Consider the following 21,596-nt stretch of genomic DNA (forward strand, 5'->3'; position numbering starts at 1 on the left):
TTGAGCAACTGCCATGATCCGAATTACCGATGCCGCCCAGGACCATTTTGCAAAACTGCTTTCAAATCAGGAAGAAGGCACTCAAATCCGCGTGTTCGTGATTAATCCGGGCACCCCAACGGCCGAATGTGGTGTGTCATATTGTCCACCGGATGCGGTAGAGCCGAGCGATACCGAACTGAAATTTGAAAAGCTTTCCGCCTATGTGGATGAGCTGAGCGCGCCCTACCTGGAAGATGCCGAGATCGATTTCGTTACCGATAACCTTGGCTCTCAGCTGACGCTGAAAGCGCCAAACGCCAAAATGCGTAAAGTGTCTGATGACGCACCGCTGCTGGAGCGCGTTGAATATCTGCTGCAGGCACAGATTAACCCGCAGCTGGCCGGACACGGCGGCCGCGTAACGCTGATGGAAATCACTGACGAAGGCTACGCCATTCTGCAGTTTGGCGGCGGCTGTAACGGCTGTTCCATGGTCGACGTGACGCTGAAAGAAGGGATTGAGAAAGAGCTGCTGGCTGCGTTCCCTGAGCTGAAAGGCGTGCGCGACCTGACTGAACACCAGCGCGGCGAACACTCATACTATTAAGCGTGGCCTGACGGCTGCGCTGCGTTTGTTCGCCTGAAGCAGAGAAGCGTAACGTGACGAAAGGCGGCCATTGGCCGCCTTGTTAATTACCGCCAGGTTGCTGCATCGTCAGTCACATAGTTTCAGGTTTCGGTTTAATGGCTGGCAGCTCAAAATAATGGCCTCCTGACCACTCTTTTATGGAAGATAAACGTGCTGAAAGCTGTGAAATTTTTACTGCCTGTGAAATATGGGTCTGCAATCTTTCATCAATTTATTTTAAAAATATTTCGTTGCTTTTCATGAACAACCCTCTTTCTATTGAGAGTATATTAATTAGATTGCATACTCTTTCAAAGCTATTTATTGCATATTCCATAACAGATAAATAAAGGTAGTTAAACAGGATAACTGTTTATACCTGTCATAAAACCAAATGGAACATCGGTCCTGTTATCGCATCCAGAAATGAAAATACAGAAAAGGCTTCTTCACACTCCCTCTCATAGATAATATTTTGGAGTGATCCTGTTCGGTAGATTATGCTGGTGGCAATAAAAAACCGGGAATCCCCGGCTTTCCTGACTACTAAGGGATTTTTATCTCCCAGTCGGTACTGTCATAAATACCAGTGAAACCAATAATCCCATCGCCTGATCCATCATCAAGTGATTCATAATTCACTGGCTTACTCACAGCGGTATACCGCCTGCGGCAAGCAACCGGCCAACGTTTTTACTGTTAAGGGTTTCGTAAACAGCCGGCTGGTAGCACAGAGATATCATTCAGGCATACAACCTCACCACGCTCCGTCAGGGCTTTCAGTTGTTCCTTTGAACGCCTTCCGTATTCGGGAAGCGTTGCGGATGGGCGGATTTAAAATAAAATTCCGGCCAAGTGGTGGGGATGTTACTAAATAAGATCCTGCTCTTTTATTTTATCTAATCCTATCTTATCTAAAGGAATTTCATATATATCTGCTTGTTGCTGCATTAAAGTGATTACTCGATGAAAAGCAGACAAATAACCTGTTTGGAAATTTTCCTTATCTGTACCTATAGATGCAACTTTCTTAGCTTTTGCTTCTATGGCAAGTTCCTGCATTGCTTCGCCTAAAGTAACAACAAGCGCTTCATATTCGTTAAAATTCATTATTTCCTACCCTTTATAATGCCTTCAGCAATAGTTTTATATGCTTCATGCCTTTTTATATCTTGCTGCCAATGGTGAAGTAAGTTTTCCTGATGTTGATGACTTAATCTTTCCCAGTCAGGAACATGCTCCAGGCGCTTCACAGGATCATTCAAATAACCTTGATGCTCAATGATTTGCTTCTCATGTTTATAGATGGCTTTTTCCAAATTTTTATCAGGAAGTTTGTTATATTGCTCGTATTGTTTAGGATAACGATCCTTCGCAGCTTCAAAACTAATCTTATTCTGCTGTAATGCCTCCAGCTCCCGGGCGGTGTTTAGTCGCCTTATCCCCAGACCGACGGCAATGGATGCCCCGGCAATGGCCACGCCTCTGGTGGTTTCATTCAGCACCTGATTATAGCCCGCAGGCGCATCCCCACCAAGTTGTTCAGCCGTTTTACGGAACCCCTCAACGTTACCGTTGTAGATACCGCCTGCGGCCAGTAACCGGCCAACGTTTTTACTGTTAAGGGTATGGTAAACAGCCGGCTGGCTTCCTCCCCTGAGCTGCCCTGAAGAGGTGGGAGTGGGTTTTCCACCAGAATACCGGTAGTCGCGCTTACTCACCGCAAGATTGAACGCGGCGATGATGCTGTTTGCCCCGTCAAATCTGAACAGCGTCCTATCCCGGCAAATAAGCATACCGTTATCGTCGATGTAAAACAAACCGGCGGGCAGCACAGAGACATCATTCAGGCAGACAACCTCACCACGCTCCGTCAGGGCTTTCAGTTGTTCCTTTGAACGCCTTCCGTATTCGGGAAGCGTTGCGGCAAGCGGATGGGCGGATTTGGGGAAGATGTTGACGATGTAGAGCGAATTGTTCCAGCGGTCATCAAACCGGTAGTCCTGTTCGATGTGTCGCCATGCCGCAAGAGGGCTGATAATCCGTTCAAATGATTCAGGGGCAAGGGTATCCCGAGACAGACAGATAAGGCGGTTCCCTGGCAGACTCGCTCCCATATTAAACATCCTGTTTAATTTATGTGCGCGGGGAGTTTACGCCAGCCCTGGGCAAGAAATCAGTTGGTATTCTGTTTTTATATTATTTATTATATTTCATTAACTCAGGGTTATTTTGAAGCCGAAAAATTAAGATGTACACTCACGCTCTGTTATTTCTTTCCATATTAAAAACCACAAAGGCATACACAAAAATATATGAAAGGTGTCTCTCAAAAAAACGCAGCCAACCTTTTTTATCCTTACGCCTTACAAAAACAGTAAACACACAATATAAAAATAATCCAGCTTAGATATAACAGCCTCTGAGGAGGATAATTCACATACAATTTCAAAAACAACCACAGATACAACCACAAAAAGCAAAAAAACAGATAATTTCAAGAAACTTCCTCTTCATAACACCCTTCTCGCTGGCATTATTTTTATTAATTAACGGAAAACGTTACGCTGAAATACCAGCGTAACGCTATTGCGTGCTAATTCGCAGGTGGAAAATCTTCTTTTCTAAATTTAGAATTAAATTTGCCTTCATCATCCGCTACCATAGCCATGGTTAAATAAAGACTCAAATGGAAGAGTCAAGGATCGGTGTCTACAAGGAGTTAGTGACATGATTAAACTCACCTTCCCGCAAAAGCTTTATGCCACAGAACATCAATTCAACGACTATGGGACAGATGATATGCGGTATGGCGACATCACCGCCGCACGTCTTAAAAAAGAGTTCAGGCTTACCAATATCTCTAATGTGGTCGATCCCTGGACCATGACCCGGCTAACGGTTTTTGATAATCCCCAGTCGCGATTTTTCGGCGCGTATGGCAATAACCAACGCAGCACCAGGCTCAGTGCGAAACAGTGCGCCAGTCTATTATTTGAAGAGATGCAGGTGACCTCATTGCCTTTTGCATGCGTAGGCCCCTGGAAGTATCTTATTAATCGGATGCTTCAGCATTTCCAGAGTGCTAACGGTATGCCCTTTAACGATATGGCGTTGAATGCGGCCTATCAGGCGCAAATTATTAATGATAATACAAAAAACAGTACTCTGACCGCCATTCGGGAGGAGATAAGTACGCGTATCGATTACGAGAATGGTGTTTTACCATTAGATAACATCCCGTTTATATCGAAGCAGATTAAAGACAGGATTTTACCTAAGTTTGACTCAACAATAGTAGATAAAATTAATGGGTTAGGTATCACCGTACATGATGTCTACGCTACGCGCATAAATTTATTAAGTCTGGAAATCAGTAAAAAAGGCTGGTGCGCGCAAATAAAGTATAGCGGGCAGGATCATTTTGGGCTGGATGTTAACGACATTCAAAAGGTTAAATTTAATCAATTCCAGTTTTTCAGAATATGGTTTATTCTACAGCGTTTTGATCAATTCGGTTTCCGCCCCTTCTTAACCAATATGGAAGCGACTATAACTCTCGAGGGAAAGCGCTCATGAGCAGAAGAAAATCATTTAACTTTCTCATTTGCATCGTGATTGCTGCTGTGGGCTTTTATCTCTATCTGGATAACCGCAGCGTTAACATTATTAGCGCGCATCATGACCGTTACAGTGCCGAAGTATTAGTCGATCATTTACCTGTTACCGCCTCATCGGCGATTAACTGGTGGCTGGAAAACCAGAACGCTATCCGGGAAAAATATCATATTCCCTCTGAAGAGGCGGGCGGGCCATCCAACTTTACCGTTTTTGCTTTTGGCGACGGCTACCAGAAAGAGGATGAGAACGATATGCTCTGTTTTGATGATGTGCCTCCCCCTGAAAACTGCATCGTCAAAGAGATACTGTTAACGGTTGGCCGCAACCGTGAGGGTAATATCCGATTCGCTTTTGGTAATTCAGCCTATATTCGTTATGCCGATGGCCGTATTATTAAATTAAAAAAAGAAACATATCACTGACGGTAGCTGGCTTCCCATTCCGGACCCATAACGCTTTACCGGTATGATAGTAATGCTGTACTCGGGCTGCACCCGAATAGATACCCGACCCGCCTTTATCTGACCGGTCGGGCTTGATGGTTAATTGCCTTCAGCCTTGCGTCGTCGATCCAGATCCTTAATCAGCTGATTGATGCGTTCATCGCTAAACATCTCATCCAGCGTGTGGCTCAGCTTACGCCGCCAGTTGGGATATTGATCCACCGTGCCCGGCACGTTCACCGGCTGCTCCATATCCAGCCAGTCTTCCGGCTGCAGGCCCAGCAGCGCGCTGCCGCTATCAGCAATATAGCGCAGCATACCGCGATTCAGCTCCGGCGACATCACCAGCTTCTCCGCACGCTTGCCCAGCTTCTTCGGTACGCAGCCCTGCTCATGCAGCGCATTCAGCAGCGCCTGCTTCTGCCGCTCACGGTTTTCATACAGCCCTTTCAGCACCACCTTATCCGGATAAAGCCCCAGCTCCTCGCCCAGCGTCAGATCGCCCGCGCTCCAGAAACCGCGCAGCGTTGGCAAATCGTGGGTGGCGCCGCTGGCCATCGACTGGCGCGGCCACTGCTGCGGCGCGCGATAGCGATCGGCGCTCTCCTGCTCGAAATAGAGCACCTTCCAGGAGTAGATCCCGCTGCGGCGCAGCTTGCCAATGATCTCCTGCGGCACTGTTCCCAGATCCTCCCCGATCACCATACAGCGATTCCGCCGGCTTTCCAGCGCCAGGATCGCCAGCAGATCGTCAACCGGATAGGAGATATAGGCACCGTGATTCGCCGTCATCCCATAAGGGATCCACCACAGGCGCAGCAGCGACATCACATGATCGATACGCAACGCGCCGCAGCTGGCCATATTGGCGCGCAGCATCTCAATAAATGGCTGATAGGCCCGCGCTGCCATAACGTGCGGATCCATCGGTGGCAGCCCCCAGTTCTGTCCCAGCGGCCCCAGAATATCCGGCGGTGCGCCAACCGAGGCTTGCAGGCAGTAAAGCTCAGGATCGCACCAGGTTTCCGCCCCGCCCTCCGCCACGCCAACCGCTAAATCGCGATACAGACCCACCGACATGCCGCGCTGCTGACAAACCTGCCAGCACTCATCAAACTGGCGATTAGCCAGCCACTGCAGCCACAGCCAGAAATAAATCTCATCCTGATTTTTACGGCAAAACTGCTGTACCGCCTCGCTGTCGGCCCGGCGATACGCTTCCGGCCAGGCAGGCCAACCCCAGCTTTGCCCGTCTTGCTGCAGCATTGCCGCATGAAGCGCATCGTATGCTGCCTGGCTGTAAAGACTCTCACCGCCAGCGCTGACAAAATCAGCAAAATGACGCCGCGTTTCATCCTGCTCGTCACGCTCAGAGAACTGCGCCCATGCCAACCGCAGACCTTCAATTTTTAACTGATTAACCGCGCTATAGTCCACCCAGTCAGACTGGCGCGCCGCCTCTACCCGGCGCTGCGTCTCTTTCTTTTTCCACCAGCGTTGCGCCGCTGCGCTCTGCTGGAAATCGGGCACACGCTCTACGTCGATATAGATGATATTCATCCAGCGACGCGATGAAGGGCTGTAAGGACTGGCACTTTCCGGAATGGCGGGATAAAGCGAGTGAATTGGATTGAGGCCGATAAAATCGCCGCCGCGATCGGCTATCTGCATCAGCATTTCGCTTAAATCGCCAAAATCACCGATGCCCCAGTTGCGGGCGGAGCGCAACGTATACAGCTGCACGCAGGCCCCCCAAAGTTTTTTGCCCTCCAGCAGCGGCTGCGGTTCATAGCAGCGTTGCGGCGCAATAATCACCCGGCAGGCCCACTGTTTTTTGCCCTGCGTCAGCGTCAACTGGTGATAGCCCTGCGGCAGACGCGGCGGCAGGGCAAAGGCTTCACCGCCCTGCGCCTCGCCCTGATACATTTTGCCCTGCTCGGTCTGCAGCTCCCAGTGGAACTGGCCGCTGCCGTCAGGCGCCATCACGCGCTTTTGCCGTCCGCTGAATACCTTTACCGGCGGCAGCGGCGCCTGACTGGCCGCGCGCGGAAATCCCATTGCCTTTAGCAACAGCTGGCGGGTTTCTGCGCCGATCGCTTCCGGCTCCCCTTTGGCATTGATATAGCTGGCAGCAATCCCGGCCGCGTTGGCGTCCTTCTCAAGCTGAGTTAAATCCATAACGCTTCCTGAATCCGTCTTCTGTCCTGAGCGGCCTGCGCCGCTCGCCCTTAACGTTTGCTCTGCCAGATGCGCTGTTGATAATCGCGGATGGAGCGGTCGGAGCTGAACATACCGGTACGCGCTGTATTAAGAATCGCGCTACGTGTCCAGGCGTCTTGATCGCGCCACAGCGCTTCGACGCGCTCCTGCGCCACGATATAGTCGGCAAAGTCCGCCAGTACCATCCAGGGATCGCCATTTTTGGTCAGGCTCTCCAGCAGCAGATCAAAAGCATGTTTATCGCCCTGGCTGAAATGGCCTTTTTCCATCTCTTTCAGTAACCCGTCGAGATGCTTGTCTTTCTTACGCAGCTTTTTCGGATCGTAGCCTTTGGCTTTTAACGCCTTTACTTCATCCACGGTATTACCGAAGATAAAGATATTCTCTTCGCCCACCTGCCCGGCAATTTCCACGTTCGCGCCGTCAAGGGTGCCGATGGTCAGTGCGCCATTCAGCGCCAGCTTCATATTGCCGGTGCCGGACGCCTCATAACCCGCCGTCGATATCTGTTCCGAGAGATCCGCCGCCGGGATCATCAGCTCCGCAACGGTTATGCGATAATCCGGAATAAATACCACCTTCAACCGATCGCCGATCAGCGGATCGTTATTGATCACCTCCGCTACTTTATTAATGGCATAGATAATATTTTTTGCCAGGTAGTAGCCGGGCGCGGCTTTGGCACCAAATAGGAAAACGCGTGGCACTTTATCCCGTTGTGGGTTGTCGCGCAGCTGACGATAGCAGTGCAGAATATGCAGTAGCCCAAGGTGCTGACGTTTGTATTCATGCAGACGTTTGATTTGCACATCAAACAGCGCCCCGGGATTGACCTCAATGCCGGTCACCTGGCGAATGTAATCGGTCAGGCGCTGTTTATTATCTTGTTTAATCTGGCGATAGCGCTGGCGGAACGCTTTATCCTCCGCATACGGCTCCAGCGCTTTTAGCGCATCCAGCTGCGTGACCCAGTCGCTGTTGCCCAGCGTCTCGTCAATCAGCGTAGCCAGCGCCGGGTTGCACTGTTTCAGCCAGCGGCGCGGCGTAATGCCGTTGGTGACATTATGGAATTTATGCGGCCACAGCTGATGATATTCCGGGAAGAGATCCTTTACTACCAGATCGGAGTGCAGCGCCGCGACGCCATTCACCGCAAAACCGCTGACCACGCAAAGGTTCGCCATGCGCACCTGTTTATCGTACAGCACCGCCACTTTTTCCCAGATTTTCTCATCGCCGGGCCACTGCTTATTCACCAACTTTTTAAAGCGCTGATTGATCTCTTTGATAATCATGAAATGACGCGGCAGCAGCGAGCGCACCAGACGTTCATCCCAGCGCTCCAGCGCTTCCGGCATCAGCGTATGGTTGGTATAGGCGAAGACGTTACTGGTGATCTGCCAGGCCTCATCCCAGCTCAGCTGATGCTCATCCAGCAGAACACGCAGCATTTCCGGAATAGCGATAGTCGGGTGGGTATCGTTAAGCTGGATGACCTCATAATCGGGCAGTTCCGCCAGCTGGCGTCCCGCCTGATGATGGCGGCGCAGAATATCCGCCACCGAGCAGGCGCACTGAAAATATTGCTGCATCAGGCGCAGGCGCTTGCCTTCCTGATGGTTGTCGTTGGGATAGAGCACTTTAGTCAGCTTCGCCGCATCGATCCCATGCTGCTCCGCCTGCAAAAATTTACCGTTATTAAACAGTGTTAAATCAAAGGGCTCTGCATGAGACGCCTGCCACAGACGCAGCGGCTGTGCTAAACCGTTGCGATAGCCGATAACCGGCAGATCCCAGGCTTCGCCGCGCAGCCTAAATGCCGGTTCCCAGCACAGGGAGCCGTCACTGTTTTTTACCACTTTACCGCCGATGCCAACGTCAACATCCAGCGCGGCGTTATGGCGAAACCAGGGGTAGCTGGCACGCTGCCAGTCATCTGGCGCTTCGCGCTGTTGGCCGTGATCGAAGGACTGACGGAACAGGCCGTACTGATAGTTAAGCCCGTAGCCGTGAGCTGCCTGGCCCACCGTCGCCATTGAATCAAGATAGCAGGCCGCCAGCCGGCCCAGACCACCGTTGCCCAGCGCCGGATCCACTTCCTGCTCCAGCAGATCGCTAAGCGCGATGCCCTGCTGCGCAAGCAGTGCCTTTACATCGTCATACCAGCCAAGGTTAATCAGGTTATTGCCGGTCAGACGTCCGATCAGAAACTCCATCGACAGATAGTTAACGTGGCGTTGTTGTTCGTCTGGTTTCGCTACCGGCTGTTCCGCCAGAAGTTCTGCCAGCGCTGCGCTGACCGCTTGCCACCACTGATGTCGGGTCATCTCGCTGGCGCTGCTCAGCCCGAGATATTGCCACTGGCGTGTTAACGCCGCCTCAAAACGTGTGTGACTGAATTTTTGCTGCGACATACGTGTCTCTTCCGCTAAGTGAATGGTTTCGCAAATAATTGATACACATGCTGACGTTAACCCCCTGCGGCGGCATCCTCCTGTAGCCAGATTCATCAGGGAGGAGCCGCAGGGCGTAGGAAAAAGTGTGACCGATGGCAGGTTAACTTAAGATGTTATAGCGGAAAAAAACGCATGTTCAGCTGCGTTCTGTGGCTTTTTTTACAAGAAAGCGTCAAAAAACAATAAGGAAATGTGATGAGGTGCAACTTAATGGAATCTGGTCGGAGGCCATTCTTGCATTAACGCGCGGCAGCACAGAAAGTACTTAATTACGCGGCGTAAAATAATTCCCTTTGTTTCCTTCTATTTCACCACAGTGAAGTGTCGCCATGCTGATACCATCGAAACTCAGCCGTCCTCTGCGGCTTCAGAACACCATTGTTCGGGAGCGTTTGATAGCCAGGCTTGCGAACATTGCGCACTACCGTTTAGCACTGATCAGTAGCCCTGCCGGCTATGGCAAAACCACGCTGGTGGCGCAGTGGGCGGCGGATAAAAGCGATCTGGGGTGGTATTCGCTGGATGAGAGCGATAACTATCCTGAGCGTTTTGCTAACTATTTTATGGCTGCAGTACAGCAGGCCACTGACGGGCACTGCGCGCGTAGCGAAGCGCTGGCGCAGAAACGTCAGTATGCCAGCCTTAGCGCGCTCTTTTCCCAGCTGTTCGTGGAACTTTCCGAATGGCATCGCCCGCTTTACCTGGTGATTGACGACTACCATCTGCTGACCAACGATGCCATTCATCAGGCGATGCGCTTTTTTATTCGTCATCAGCCTGACAACCTGACGCTGATTATCCTTTCGCGTAATTTGCCCTCGCTGGGCATCGCTAACCTGCGCGTACGCGAGCAACTGCTGGAGATTAACAGTCAGTCGCTGGCCTTTACGCCACATGAGGCGAAACAGTTTTTTGATTGCCGCCTGCAACGCCCTATCGGCGCAGATGATTCTCAGCGGCTGTGCGATGAAGTCGCAGGCTGGGCGACCGCACTACAGTTGATCGCCTTGACGGAGCGTCAGTCCAATACCCCAACTCATCACTCCGCGCAGCGTCTGTCAGGCATTAACGCCAGCCATCTTTCCGACTACCTGGTGGATGAAGTGCTGGACTGCGTGGATGCGGCGACGCGTAACTTTTTGTTACGCAGTTCCGTGCTGCGTTCGATGAACGATATGCTGATTGCCCACCTGACCGGCGAAGAAAATGCACAGCTGCGGCTGGAAGAAACAGAGCGTCAGGGCTTATTTCTTCAGCGCATGGACGACAGCGGAAAATGGTTTAATTTTCACCCACTGTTTGCCACCTTTTTACGCCAGCGCTGTCAGTGGGAGCTGAGCAGCGAACTGCATAAGCTGCATCGGGCGGCAGCAGAGGGCTGGATGGCGCTCGGCTACGCCGGAGAAGCGATTCATCATGCGTTGGCGGCGGAAGATACCCATCTGCTGCGCGACATTTTGCTGCATCATGCCTGGTCCTTGTTTAACCATAGCGAACTGGCACTGCTGGAAGAAGGGCTTAAAGCGCTGCCGTGGCAGCTGCTGGTCGATAATCCCCGTTTGATTCTGTTGCAGGCCTGGCTGGCGCAAAGCCAGCATCGCTACGGCGAAGTGAATCTTTTACTGGCACGTGCCGAAGAAGAGATGACGCGGCAACAGATCGCTATCGATGCGGTTCTGAGCGCTGAATTTGATGCGCTGCGCGCGCAGGTGGCGATTAACGCCGGGAAGCCCGAAGAAGCGGAGCGGCTGGCTAACCAGGCGCTGGTGAACCTGCCGCTGGCAAACTACTACAGCCGTATTGTCGCCACCTCGGTAAAAGGAGAGGTTCTGCACTGTCAGGGGCAGCTGGAAGCCGCGCTGGTCACCATGCAGCAGACCGATGAGATGGCGCGCCACTATAACAGCTGTCATTACGCGCTCTGGGCGCTGCTGCAACAGAGCGAGATCCTGTTGGCGCAGGGCTTTTTGCAGACCGCTTACGATATTCAGGAAAAGGCCTTTGCGCTGATTAACGAAGAAGGGCTGGAACAGTTGCCGATGCATGAGTTCCTGCTGCGTATTCGCTCGCAGCTGCTCTGGTCCTGGGCGCGCCTCGATGAGGCAGAAGCCACCGCCCGTAAAGGGCTGGAGGTGCTGGCAAACTTTCAGCCGCAGCAGCAGCTACAATGTCTGGCGATGCTGGCGAAATGCGCGCTGGCGCGAGGCGATCTGGACAATGCGCGTCGTCACTTGATCCGCTGTGAGAATCTGCTTGGCAACGGTCAGTATCACAGCGACTGGGTGACCAACGCCGACAAACCGCGCGTGATTTACTGGCAACTGACTAACGATAAGGTCGCCGCAGCTAACTGGCTGCGGCTAACGCCAAAACCGCCTACTGCCGATAACCACTTTTTGCAGGGCCAGTGGCGGAATATCGCGCGTGTGCAAATTTTGCTGGGCCATTATGAAGAAGCCGAAGTGGTGCTGGATGAACTGAATGAAAGCGCGCGGCGGCTACGCCTGACCAGCGATCTGAATCGTAATCTGCTGCTGCTTAATGCGCTTTACTGGCAAACCGGACGTAAAAGCGAAGCCCAGCAGACGCTGATTGAAGCACTGACGCTGGCAAACCGCACCGGCTTTATCAGCCACTTTGTAATTGAAGGCGAAACCATGGCGCAGCAACTGCGTCAACTGTTGCAGCTGCATACGCTGCCGGAGCTGGAACAACACCGTGCGCAGCGCATTTTGCGCGATATCAATCAGCATCATCGCCACAAATTCGCCCATTTCGATGAGAGCTTTGTCAGCCGCCTGTTGACACACCCGCAGGTACCGGAACTGATCCGCACCAGCCCGCTTACGCAGCGGGAATGGCAGGTGTTGGGTCTGATTTACTCCGGTTACAGCAACGATCAAATTGCCGGGGAGCTGGAAGTGGCGCAAACCACCATCAAAACCCATATCCGCAATCTCTATCAGAAGCTGGGCGTTATGCATCGGCAGGAAGCCGTGCAGCAGGCACAGCATTTGCTGCACCTGATGGGCATGAGCGTGGCGTAGCGGTTAACAGGCGCGGTGAAAAAAATTACTCAGCACAGCTCCAGATGGACTTCGTGCTGTTCAATCACTTTCATCACGCTGGCGGGCGGCATTTCATTGGTAAACAGATAGTCCACCAGGCTCATATTGCCTAAGTTCACCATCGCGTTGCGGCCAAATTTAGAGTGGTCGGCAACCAGCATCGCACAGCGTGAGTTTTCGATAATCGCCCGTTTGGTACGAACTTCGTGATAGTCGAACTCCAGCAGCGAGCCATCCATATCGATGCCGCTAATGCCAAGAATGCCGTAATCCAGCCGGAACTGAGAGATAAAATCGAGCGTGGCTTCGCCCATAATGCCGCCGTCACGCGTGCGCACCTCGCCACCGGCGATAATCAGGCGAAAATCGGGCTTCGTCATCAACAGCGTGGCGACATTCAGGTTGTTGGTTACGATGCGCAGATCGTTATGGTTCATCAATGCATGCGCTACCGCTTCCGGCGTGGTGCCGATATCAATAAACAGCGTCGCGCCGTCGGGGATTTGGCTGGCTACACGCTGAGCGATGCGCGCCTTTTCCACCGACCACATCATTTTACGATCTTGCCAGGCGGTATTTTCCGAACTGGAAGGCAGCGCCGCGCCGCCGTGATGACGCTGGATTTTGTTTTGATCGGCCAGATCGTTTAGATCGCGGCGAATAGTTTGCGGACTGACGTCAAAATGCTCAACCAGCTCTTCAGTACTCACATATCCCTGACGCCGAACCATATCGATAATAGCGTCATGACGTTGCGTCTGCTTCACATAAATCTCCTGTTAATCGCGCGGCATCAGACCACAGCAACATTATTTTTTGACGGCGCCCCGCGCCAGCCTGATGCTTCTGCCATCAGCCCTTCCTCACCCGGCGCGTATCAACAAACGCCATCGCCAACCCTACCGCCAGGCCGGTGGCGTGTGCGGTGTTAGCAATTGGCAGGCCAAATGCGCCAAAATAACCAATGACCAGCCACAGAATAGCGAAAGCCATCAAACCGCGCTCCAGGAAAATCCCACTTTCGGGATCGCGCTCGCCTCGCAGCCATGCATAACCCATCAGCGCATAGACCACGCCGGAAAGCCCGCCAAACCAGGGGCCGCTAAATTTGGCCTGCATCCAGCCGCTTAACAGGGCGGAGATCAGGGTGATCACAAACAGTTTGCCGCTGCCCAGCCGCTTTTCTACCGCGCCGCCGATATACCACCACCAGAGCAGATTAAATACCAGGTGCAGCAGAGAGAAGTGCAGCAGGATATGGCTAAACCAACGCCAGGGCTGAAAAAAGGGTGAAGCATCCAGCCGCCAGGCCAGCCAGCCGAGCATAGTAAAATCGCCGACAAGCAGCATCAGGATATAAACGGCGATACAGGCAATGGCCAGCAGGATAGTGAGTGGCCCGGCACGCTGACGCAGATTAGTCAGCAGGCTGTCACGCTGATAGTGTAATTTGCTATCCGTGGTGCCGCTCTGCCAGCTGGCTGCCTGATAGCGCGGATGAAAAGGATCGCGAACAAACTGTTCAAGTTCGTTTTCGACCATTTGCTGTTTCGTCTCATCCTCCAGCAGCAGGATAAGCTGATCTTCCTTTTTGATATGCAGCGTAACGCCGCGCGTGGCCATATAGTCAACAAACGCCTGCGCCATACGCGGATTATTGAACTGAGTCAGTTGTATCATTGCCCATTTCCTGAGGTGTGATCGTAAGGCGACGCTTATTCCGTTTGCGTCTCAACCAGCTGCGGGAAGGCCGCACGCCAGGCGTCAAAGCCGCCGTCAATGCTGTAAACCTGCTCAAAACCCTGCTGGATTAAATATTGCGCCGCGCCCTTGCTGCTGTTGCCGTGATAGCACATGACCAGCACCGGCTTATCAAAATCGGCCTGCTGCATAAAGGTATTTAACGTGCCGTTTGTCAGGTGGAAAGCCCCTCTGGCATGACCTGCCGCAAAACTTTGCGGATCGCGAATATCGACCAGCAGCGCTTCGTCTTCAGCCAGACGTTGTTGCGCCGTATCGACGCTGATGCATTCAAATTGTTCCATACCGGGTTCCAAATCAACAAAGTGCGGTAAGCCGATTGCGGGGCCGCATGTGATACCTGTGCCGCCTTTCAGCCATGAAGATCTCTATTGTAACGCGAAGCGGATTAACTATAACCCAACTAACAGAAAGGTTAACGCCGCCTGGCGCGGTAAATTATGTTAACTGAATCACGCTAAGATGTTTTTATTGGGTTAAAGCTGGCATCAATGTTGGTTTACGATTATTATTATGCTCGAAAACGAACATAGACGAACTATTCCGAACATCGGGGGAGATGACGTGGAAACCAAAGATCTGATCGTTATCGGCGGCGGCATCAACGGTGCCGGTATTGCGGCCGACGCCGCAGGACGCGGACTGTCAGTGCTGATGCTGGAGGCGCAAGATCTGGCATGCGCGACCTCCTCCGCCAGCTCGAAACTGATTCATGGCGGCCTGCGCTACCTGGAACATTATGAATTCCGTCTGGTCAGCGAAGCGCTGGCCGAGCGTGAAGTGTTGCTAAAGATGGCTCCGCACATTGCCTTTCCCATGCGTTTCCGCCTGCCGCACCGCCCGCATTTACGTCCGGCATGGATGATCCGCACCGGCCTGTTTATGTATGACCACTTAGGCAAACGCACCAGTCTTCCGGGCAGTAAAGGGCTGCGTTTCGGCGCAGATTCCGTAATGAAGCCGGAAATCACGCGCGGTTTCGAATATTCTGACTGCTGGGTCGACGATGCGCGTCTGGTGGTGCTGAACGCTCAGGAGGTGGTAAAACGCGGCGGCGAAGTTCGTACCCGCACACGGGTGACTCGTGCATGGCGTGAAAACGGCCTGTGGATGGTGGAAGCGGAAGATGTCGATAGCGGTAAAACCTTTACCTGGCGCGCCAAAGGCCTGGTCAATGCCGCTGGCCCGTGGGTTAAACAGCTGTTTGACGACGGCCTGAAGCTGAAATCTCCTTACGGCATTCGCCTGATTAAAGGCAGCCATATTGTAGTGCCGCGCGTTCACACGGAAAAACAGGCTTATATTCTGCAGAACGAAGACCATCGTATCGTTTTCGTGATCCCGTGGATGGATGAGTTTTCCATCATTGGCACCACCGATGTGGAATACAAAGGCGATCCGAAACAGGTAAAAATTGACGATAATGAAATCGCCTATCTGCTGAAAGTGTATAACGCACACTTTAAAAAGCAGCTGGATCGTAGCGATATTGTCTGGACCTATTCCGGCGTGCGTCCGCTGTGTGATGACGAATCTGACTCACCGCAGGCGATTACCCGTGATTACACGCTGGATGTCCGTGACGATGCGGGTAAAGCGCCGCTGCTGTCGGTGTTCGGCGGCAAGCTGACCACCTACCGTAAGCTGGCTGAACATGCAATGGAGAAACTGGCGAAGTACTACTCCAATATTGGCCCGGCCTGGACCAAAACAGCAGTGTTGCCGGGCGGTGATATTGCCGGTACGCGTGAGGATTACGCCGCCAGCCTGCGTCGTCGTTATTCCTTTATTAGCGAAGGCATGGCGCGCCATTATGCCCGCACCTACGGCAGCAACAGCGAGCGGATCTTACAGAACGCCACTTCCCTGAGCGATCTGGGTGAAGATTTCGGCCACGGTTTCTATGAGGCTGAGCTGCGCTACCTGATGGAAAACGAGTGGGTGCGCGAACTGGATGACGCGATCTGGCGTCGCACCAAACTTGGCATGTGGCTGGATGAGGCTCAGCAGGCGCGCGTGGCGCAGTGGCTGGACGCGCACGGCAAAAAGCCGACACTCTCGCTGGCGTCATAAGCCAGCACTGTAAAGAGCATAAAAACAATCCCCTGCCAGCACTATGCTGGCGGGGGATTTTTATTGCCGATGCGGAAATTAAAGCCTGACAGGTGATATATGCCAAATCTCGTCAGCGTATTCCTGAATGGTACGATCTGAAGAAAAGTAGCCCATATTAGCGATATTCAGCGCCGCACGTCGCTGCCACTCTTCCGGCTGACGATACAGTTCATCCACTTTATCCTGCGTATCCACGTAGCTGCGATAATCAGCCAGCAGCTGATAGTGATCGCCCAGCCCAATCAACGAATCGTAGATATTGTGATAGCGTCCCGGCTCTTGCGGGCTGAACACGCCGGTAGCAATCTGTGTCAACGCCTGACGCAGCTCTTCATCCTTTTCATAATACTGGCGCGAGTTGTACCCTTCCCGCCGCAGCTTTTCCACCTGATCGGCAGTATTACCGAAGATAAAGATGTTCTCTTTGCCCACGTGTTCACGCATTTCAACATTCGCGCCATCCAGCGTACCGATGGTTAACGCGCCGTTGACGGCAAACTTCATATTACTGGTGCCGGATGCTTCGGTGCCAGCCAGCGAGATCTGTTCAGAGAGATCGGCGGCCGGAATAATGATCTGCGCCAGGCTTACGCTGTAATTAGGAATAAAGACCACCTTCAGCTTGTTCTTCACCTGCGGATCGTTATTGATCACCTGCGCTACATCGTTAATCAGATGAATAATATGCTTCGCCATATAGTAGGCGGAGGCCGCCTTACCGGCGAAGATATTGACGCGCGGAACCCAGTTGGCGTTGGGATCGGCCTTGATGCGGTTATAGCGGGTGATCACGTGCAGCACGTTCATCAACTGGCGCTTGTATTCGTGGATACGCTTGATCTGCACATCAAACAGCGCATTAGGATCCAGCACGATATCCATGTTTTTCGCCACCCAGGCCGCCAGACGCTTTTTATTCTCCAGCTTGGCATCAGCTATTTTTTCTATAAAAGCAGGGTAATCGATTTGCGGTTTGATCTCCGCCAGCTGGCTAAGATCGGTGCGCCAGTGACGTCCAATGCTTTCATCCAGCACTTCAGAGAGCGCCGGATTAGCCAGCGCCAGCCAGCGACGCGGGGTAATGCCGTTGGTTTTATTACAGAAACGCCCCGGGAACAGGCGGGCAAAATCAGCAAACAGCGACTGTACCATCAGATTCGAGTGCAGTTCCGACACGCCATTCACTTTGTGGCTGACCACCACCGCCAGCCAGGCCATACGTACCTGGCGTCCGTTGTTTTCATCAATAATCGAAATACGTGACAGCAGCTCCCACTCGTCCGGATAGTGATCCTGAATGGTTCGCAGGAAATAGTCGTTGATTTCAAAAATAATTTGCAGATGGCGCGGCAGGATCTTGCCGATCATATCTACCGACCAGGTTTCCAGCGCCTCACTCATCAACGTGTGGTTGGTATAGGAGAAGACCTGGCACACCACTTCAAACGCATCGTCCCAGCTGAACTTATGCTCATCGATCAGCAAGCGCATCAGCTCCGGGATCGCCAGCACCGGATGGGTATCGTTCAGGTGAATGGCAATTTTATCGGAGAGGTTATCGAAGGTCTGATGCATTTCCCAGTGACGGTTCAGAATATCCTGGACCGTTGCCGAAACGAGGAAATACTCCTGACGCAGTCGCAGCTCGCGGCCAGAGTAGGTAGAGTCATCCGGATAGAGCACGCGCGATACGTTTTCCGAATGGTTTTTATCTTCTACCGCAGCAAAGTAGTCGCCCTGGTTAAATTTCCCCAGGTTGATTTCATTACTGGCCTGCGCGCTCCACAGCCGCAGCGTATTGGTTGCATCGGTATCAAAGCCGGGAATAATCTGATCATAGGCCATCGCCAACACTTCTTCGGTCTCCAGCCAGCGCACCTTCGCGCCCTCATGCTGTAAACGTCCACCGAAACGCACTTTATAACGAGTGTTATAGCGCTGAAACTCCCACGGGTTGCCATATTCCAGCCAGTAGTCCGGCGACTCCGCCTGGCGTCCATCCACAATGTTCTGTTTAAACATGCCGTAATCGTAGCGGATGCCATAGCCGTGTCCGGGCAAGCCTAAGGTGGCCAGCGAATCAAGGAAACAGGCTGCCAGGCGCCCTAAACCGCCATTACCCAGCCCCGGATCGTTCTCTTCCTCAATCAGCTCCGCCAGATCCAGCCCCATCTCTTCCAGCGCGCTGTTGAGATCGTCATAGATCCCCATCGCCAGCAGCGCATTGGAGAGGGTGCGCCCCATCAGAAACTCCATTGACAGGTAATAAACCTGACGCACATCCTGCGACAGCTGAGCACGGCTGGAGCGCAGCCAGCGCTCCACCATGCGATCGCGCACCGCCAGCAGCGAGGCGTTCAGCCATTCATGCTTGTTGGCGGAAGAGGGATCTTTACCTAGCGTAAACATCAGCTTATAGGCAATAGAGTGCTTTAACGCTTCGACCGTTAGCGTAGGTGATGCATAGGTAAAAGGTGCGTTCATAGCAAGTATCCTAAATCAGGTTACAACAACCGTTGATAAAGATCCCGGTAGGCCTGTGCAGCCACCTGCCAGCTAAAATCCATCGCCATTGCCTGACGCTGCACGTAGCGCCAAAGAGAAGGACGAGACCACAGCACAAACGAACGTCGGATAGCGCGCAGTAGCGACCAGGCATTGCTGTCCTCAAAGGTAAAACCGCTGGCGATGCCGTCTGCCAGGTTCTCCAGAGAACTGTCATTAACCGTGTCCGCCAGCCCGCCGGTGCGTCTTACCAGCGGCAGCGTGCCGTACTTCAGGCCGTAAAGCTGCGTCAGGCCGCAAGGTTCAAAGCGGCTCGGCACCATAATCACATCCGCTCCGCCCATAATGCGGTGGGAGAACGCTTCGTGATAGCCAATCTGTACCCCGACGCTGCCGGGGTTTTCCGCCGCCGCCGCCAGGAATCCCTGCTGCAATACCGCATCGCCTGCCCCCAGCAGCACCAGCTGTCCGCCCTGCTCCAGCAAACTTGGCAACGCCTCCAGCACCAGATCCAGCCCTTTCTGCTTGGTCAGACGACTTACCACCGCAAACACCGGCACGCTGTCGTCAACTTTCAGCCCCATCGCAATCTGTAGCTGACGCTTGTTCTCCGCCTTGGCATCCAGCGTGTCGCGGTTGTAACGCGCGTTAAGCAGCAGATCATGCGCGGGATCCCAGATCAGCGGATCGACCCCGTTCAGAATGCCGCTCAGCCGCCCTTCCCGCATCCGCTGTGCCAGCAGCGCCTCCATGCCGTTACCATATTCCGGCAGGGTGATCTCGCGCGCATAGGTCGGACTGACCGCCGTAATATGATCGGCAAAGAAGAGCCCGGCCTTGAGATAAGAGATCTGACCGAAAAACTCCAGCCCATGCATATCGAAAAACGACCACGGCAGCTGGATTTCATCCATATGATGTGCGTAGAACAGCCCCTGATATGCCAGGTTATGCACGGTAAATACCGACTTCGCCGGACGTCCGCGCGCCGCCAGATAGGCACAGGTTAAACCGGCGTGCCAGTCATGGGCGTGCACAATATCCGGACGCCAGTTGGTATCCAGCCCGCAGGCCATTTCACATCCCATCCAGCCGAGCAATGCAAAGCGCAGATAGTTGTCCGGATAATCGAACTGGTTTTCATCGTGATAAGGGCTGCCAGGCCGATCGTACAGGCCCTCAGCTTCAATCAGATAAATGCCAACCCCATTAAAATGTCCAAAGTGCAGCCTGACCGGGCCTGCGAAAGTTTGCAGCTCAGCGACGACTTCCGTGTCGGTAATTCCCTTACGCAGATCCGGAAACGCCGGGAGTAAAACGCGCGTGTCCGTTCCATCTGCAATCTGTGCTGCCGGTAATGCCCCCACCACATCAGCTAACCCGCCGGTTTTCAGCAGCGGGAAAAGTTCTGAACAGACATGTAAAACCTGCATTCTCGGCTCCTTTAACGGAAATCTGGCGCGATCCTCGCGCAGATTGCGTGTGTTACTGTTTTGCCGGTCAGGCGGAAGTGACGGCCAGCCTGGCCAGCATTTCGCGCGTTACCAGCACGATGCCCTCTTCGGAACGGTAAAAACGGCGGCTGTCTTCATCAGGGTTTTCGCCGATTACCATGCCTTCTGGAATAACGCAGGCGCGATCGATGACGCAGCGGCGCAGACGACATGAGCGTCCAATCACCACGTCAGGTAGCAGCACTGCAGAATCAATATTGCAAAATGAGTTCACGCGTACGCGTGAGAACAGCACAGAATGAACCACCACCGAACCAGAGATAATGCAGCCGCCAGAAACCAGCGAGTTCATGGTCATGCCATGACTGCCGGAGCGATCCTGAACAAACTTAGCCGGCGGCAGAGGCTCCATATAGGTGTGAATCGGCCATTCATGGTCATACATATCCAGCTCCGGCGTTACGGAAGCAAGATCGAGATTGGCGCGCCAGTAGGCTTCCAGCGTTCCCACATCACGCCAGTAGGGCACTGCCTCATCATCGTTTTGCACGCAGGAGAGGGTAAAGGAGTGCGCCAGCGCTTCGCCGCTGGCGACAATTTTCGGCAGCAGGTCTTTACCGAAGTCATGGCTGGAACCTGGGATCTCCAGGTCTTCTTCCAGTAGCTGGTAAAGGTAGTCGGCGTTAAAAACGTAGATACCCATGCTGGCCAGCGCTTTGCTGTCATCGCCAGGCATACAGGGTGGCTGCGCCGGTTTTTCCACGAAATCCACTACGCGATTTTGCTCGTTTACCGCCATAACGCCGAATGCGGTGGCCTCATGCAGCGGCACCGGCAGGCAGGCGATAGTGCAACGCGCATTGTTATCGACATGGTCAAGCAGCATGCGCGAATAATCCATTTTGTAGATATGGTCGCCCGCCAGGATCACGATATATTGCGCATCGTAGCGGCGAATAATATCCAGGTTTTGGGTTACCGCATCGGCGGTGCCGCGATACCAGTGCTCGGTGCTAAAACGCTGCTGAGCCGGCAGCAGGTCAACAAACTCGTTCATCTCTTCATTGAAGAAAGACCAGCCGCGTTGAATATGCTGCACCAGCGAGTGGGACTGATACTGCGTAATCACCCCAATGCGCCGGATGCCGGAGTTGATGCAGTTCGACAGGGCAAAATCGATAATGCGAAATTTGCCGCCAAAATGCACCGCAGGTTTCGCGCGCGTCGCGGTCAAATCTCTCAGGCGCGTACCGCGTCCGCCTGCAAGAATGAGGGCCACAGTTTGCGTTGGCAGCTGTCTCGCCAGCATCAGGTGATCGGTACGTTCTAACTTGACCATGTCT

Annotated in this window: 15 protein-coding genes; 5 read left to right on the plus strand and 10 right to left on the minus strand. The window is 53.0% G+C overall.

Features of this window, described 5'->3' with window-relative positions:
• Positions 1-13 precede the first annotated feature (13 nt).
• Positions 14-589 carry a Fe-S biogenesis protein NfuA gene (gene nfuA, locus B1H58_RS05985; protein ID WP_085068601.1) on the plus strand — a complete coding sequence of 192 codons (576 nt, stop codon included), beginning with the start codon at positions 14-16 and terminating at the stop codon, positions 587-589.
• Between the two features lie 891 nt (positions 590-1,480).
• On the opposite strand, the gene B1H58_RS05990 is transcribed toward nfuA, so the two are convergent.
• A complete protein-coding gene (locus B1H58_RS05990; RefSeq protein WP_085068603.1) occupies positions 1,481-1,720 on the minus strand; it encodes a hypothetical protein in 240 nt (79 codons plus the stop codon).
• Positions 1,720-2,727, minus strand: a complete 1,008-nt coding sequence (locus tag B1H58_RS05995) for a DUF8093 domain-containing protein (protein ID WP_085068605.1) — start codon at positions 2,725-2,727, stop codon at positions 1,720-1,722. Before B1H58_RS05995 ends, B1H58_RS05990 begins: the two co-directional genes overlap by 1 nt.
• 613 nt (positions 2,728-3,340) lie before the next feature.
• Here B1H58_RS05995 and B1H58_RS06000 point away from each other — a divergent pair.
• Together B1H58_RS06000 and B1H58_RS06005 are read left to right on the plus strand one after the other, a co-directional pair.
• Positions 3,341-4,189: a DUF3289 family protein gene (locus tag B1H58_RS06000; protein ID WP_085068607.1), complete on the plus strand. Its 849-nt coding sequence runs from the start codon at positions 3,341-3,343 to the stop codon at positions 4,187-4,189.
• A complete protein-coding gene (locus tag B1H58_RS06005; RefSeq protein ID WP_085068609.1) occupies positions 4,186-4,653 on the plus strand; it encodes a DUF943 family protein in 468 nt (155 codons plus the stop codon). The genes B1H58_RS06000 and B1H58_RS06005 overlap by 4 nt, the downstream gene beginning before the upstream one ends.
• A 120-nt stretch (positions 4,654-4,773) precedes the next feature.
• On the opposite strand, the gene malQ is transcribed toward B1H58_RS06005, so the two are convergent.
• Both malQ and malP read right to left on the minus strand, forming a co-directional pair.
• Entirely contained in the window at positions 4,774-6,852 is a 2,079-nt protein-coding gene (gene malQ / locus B1H58_RS06010; protein WP_085068611.1) for a 4-alpha-glucanotransferase, read from the minus strand.
• A gap of 50 nt (positions 6,853-6,902) precedes the next feature.
• Positions 6,903-9,308, minus strand: coding sequence for a maltodextrin phosphorylase (gene malP, locus B1H58_RS06015; protein WP_085068613.1), 2,406 nt, complete (start codon positions 9,306-9,308; stop codon positions 6,903-6,905).
• Positions 9,309-9,679: 371 nt separating this feature from the next.
• Here malP and malT point away from each other — a divergent pair, with 371 nt between their 5' ends.
• Positions 9,680-12,397 (plus strand): HTH-type transcriptional regulator MalT, encoded by a 2,718-nt coding sequence (gene malT, locus B1H58_RS06020; protein ID WP_085068615.1) that lies wholly within the window; start codon positions 9,680-9,682, stop codon positions 12,395-12,397.
• Positions 12,398-12,426: 29 nt separating this feature from the next.
• Here malT and B1H58_RS06025 read toward each other — a convergent pair whose 3' ends face one another.
• The 3 genes from B1H58_RS06025 to glpE form a co-directional block, all read right to left on the minus strand.
• Positions 12,427-13,185: a DeoR/GlpR family transcriptional regulator gene (locus B1H58_RS06025; protein ID WP_085068617.1), complete on the minus strand. Its 759-nt coding sequence runs from the start codon at positions 13,183-13,185 to the stop codon at positions 12,427-12,429.
• Between the two features lie 85 nt (positions 13,186-13,270).
• Positions 13,271-14,095: a rhomboid family intramembrane serine protease GlpG gene (glpG, locus tag B1H58_RS06030; RefSeq protein WP_085072239.1), complete on the minus strand. Its 825-nt coding sequence runs from the start codon at positions 14,093-14,095 to the stop codon at positions 13,271-13,273.
• 38 nt (positions 14,096-14,133) lie between these two features.
• Positions 14,134-14,463 (minus strand): thiosulfate sulfurtransferase GlpE, encoded by a 330-nt coding sequence (gene glpE / locus B1H58_RS06035; RefSeq protein WP_085068619.1) that lies wholly within the window; start codon positions 14,461-14,463, stop codon positions 14,134-14,136.
• A 280-nt stretch (positions 14,464-14,743) separates the two neighbouring features.
• On the opposite strand from glpE, the gene glpD reads away from it, so the two are divergent.
• On the plus strand, positions 14,744-16,252 hold the full coding sequence (gene glpD / locus B1H58_RS06040) for a glycerol-3-phosphate dehydrogenase (RefSeq protein ID WP_085068621.1): 1,509 nt from the start codon (positions 14,744-14,746) through the stop codon (positions 16,250-16,252).
• 78 nt (positions 16,253-16,330) lie between these two features.
• On the opposite strand, the gene glgP is transcribed toward glpD, so the two are convergent.
• From glgP to glgC, 3 genes are all read right to left on the minus strand, one after another.
• A complete protein-coding gene (gene glgP, locus B1H58_RS06045; protein ID WP_085068623.1) occupies positions 16,331-18,778 on the minus strand; it encodes a glycogen phosphorylase in 2,448 nt (815 codons plus the stop codon).
• Positions 18,779-18,798: 20 nt separating this feature from the next.
• Positions 18,799-20,232, minus strand: coding sequence for a glycogen synthase GlgA (gene glgA / locus B1H58_RS06050; protein ID WP_085068625.1), 1,434 nt, complete (start codon positions 20,230-20,232; stop codon positions 18,799-18,801).
• Between the two features lie 67 nt (positions 20,233-20,299).
• Positions 20,300-21,592, minus strand: coding sequence for a glucose-1-phosphate adenylyltransferase (gene glgC, locus B1H58_RS06055; protein ID WP_085068627.1), 1,293 nt, complete (start codon positions 21,590-21,592; stop codon positions 20,300-20,302).
• Between the last annotated feature and the right edge of the window lie 4 nt (positions 21,593-21,596).

This window comes from Pantoea alhagi (genome assembly GCF_002101395.1).
Classification (GTDB): Bacteria; Pseudomonadota; Gammaproteobacteria; order Enterobacterales; family Enterobacteriaceae; genus Mixta; species Mixta alhagi.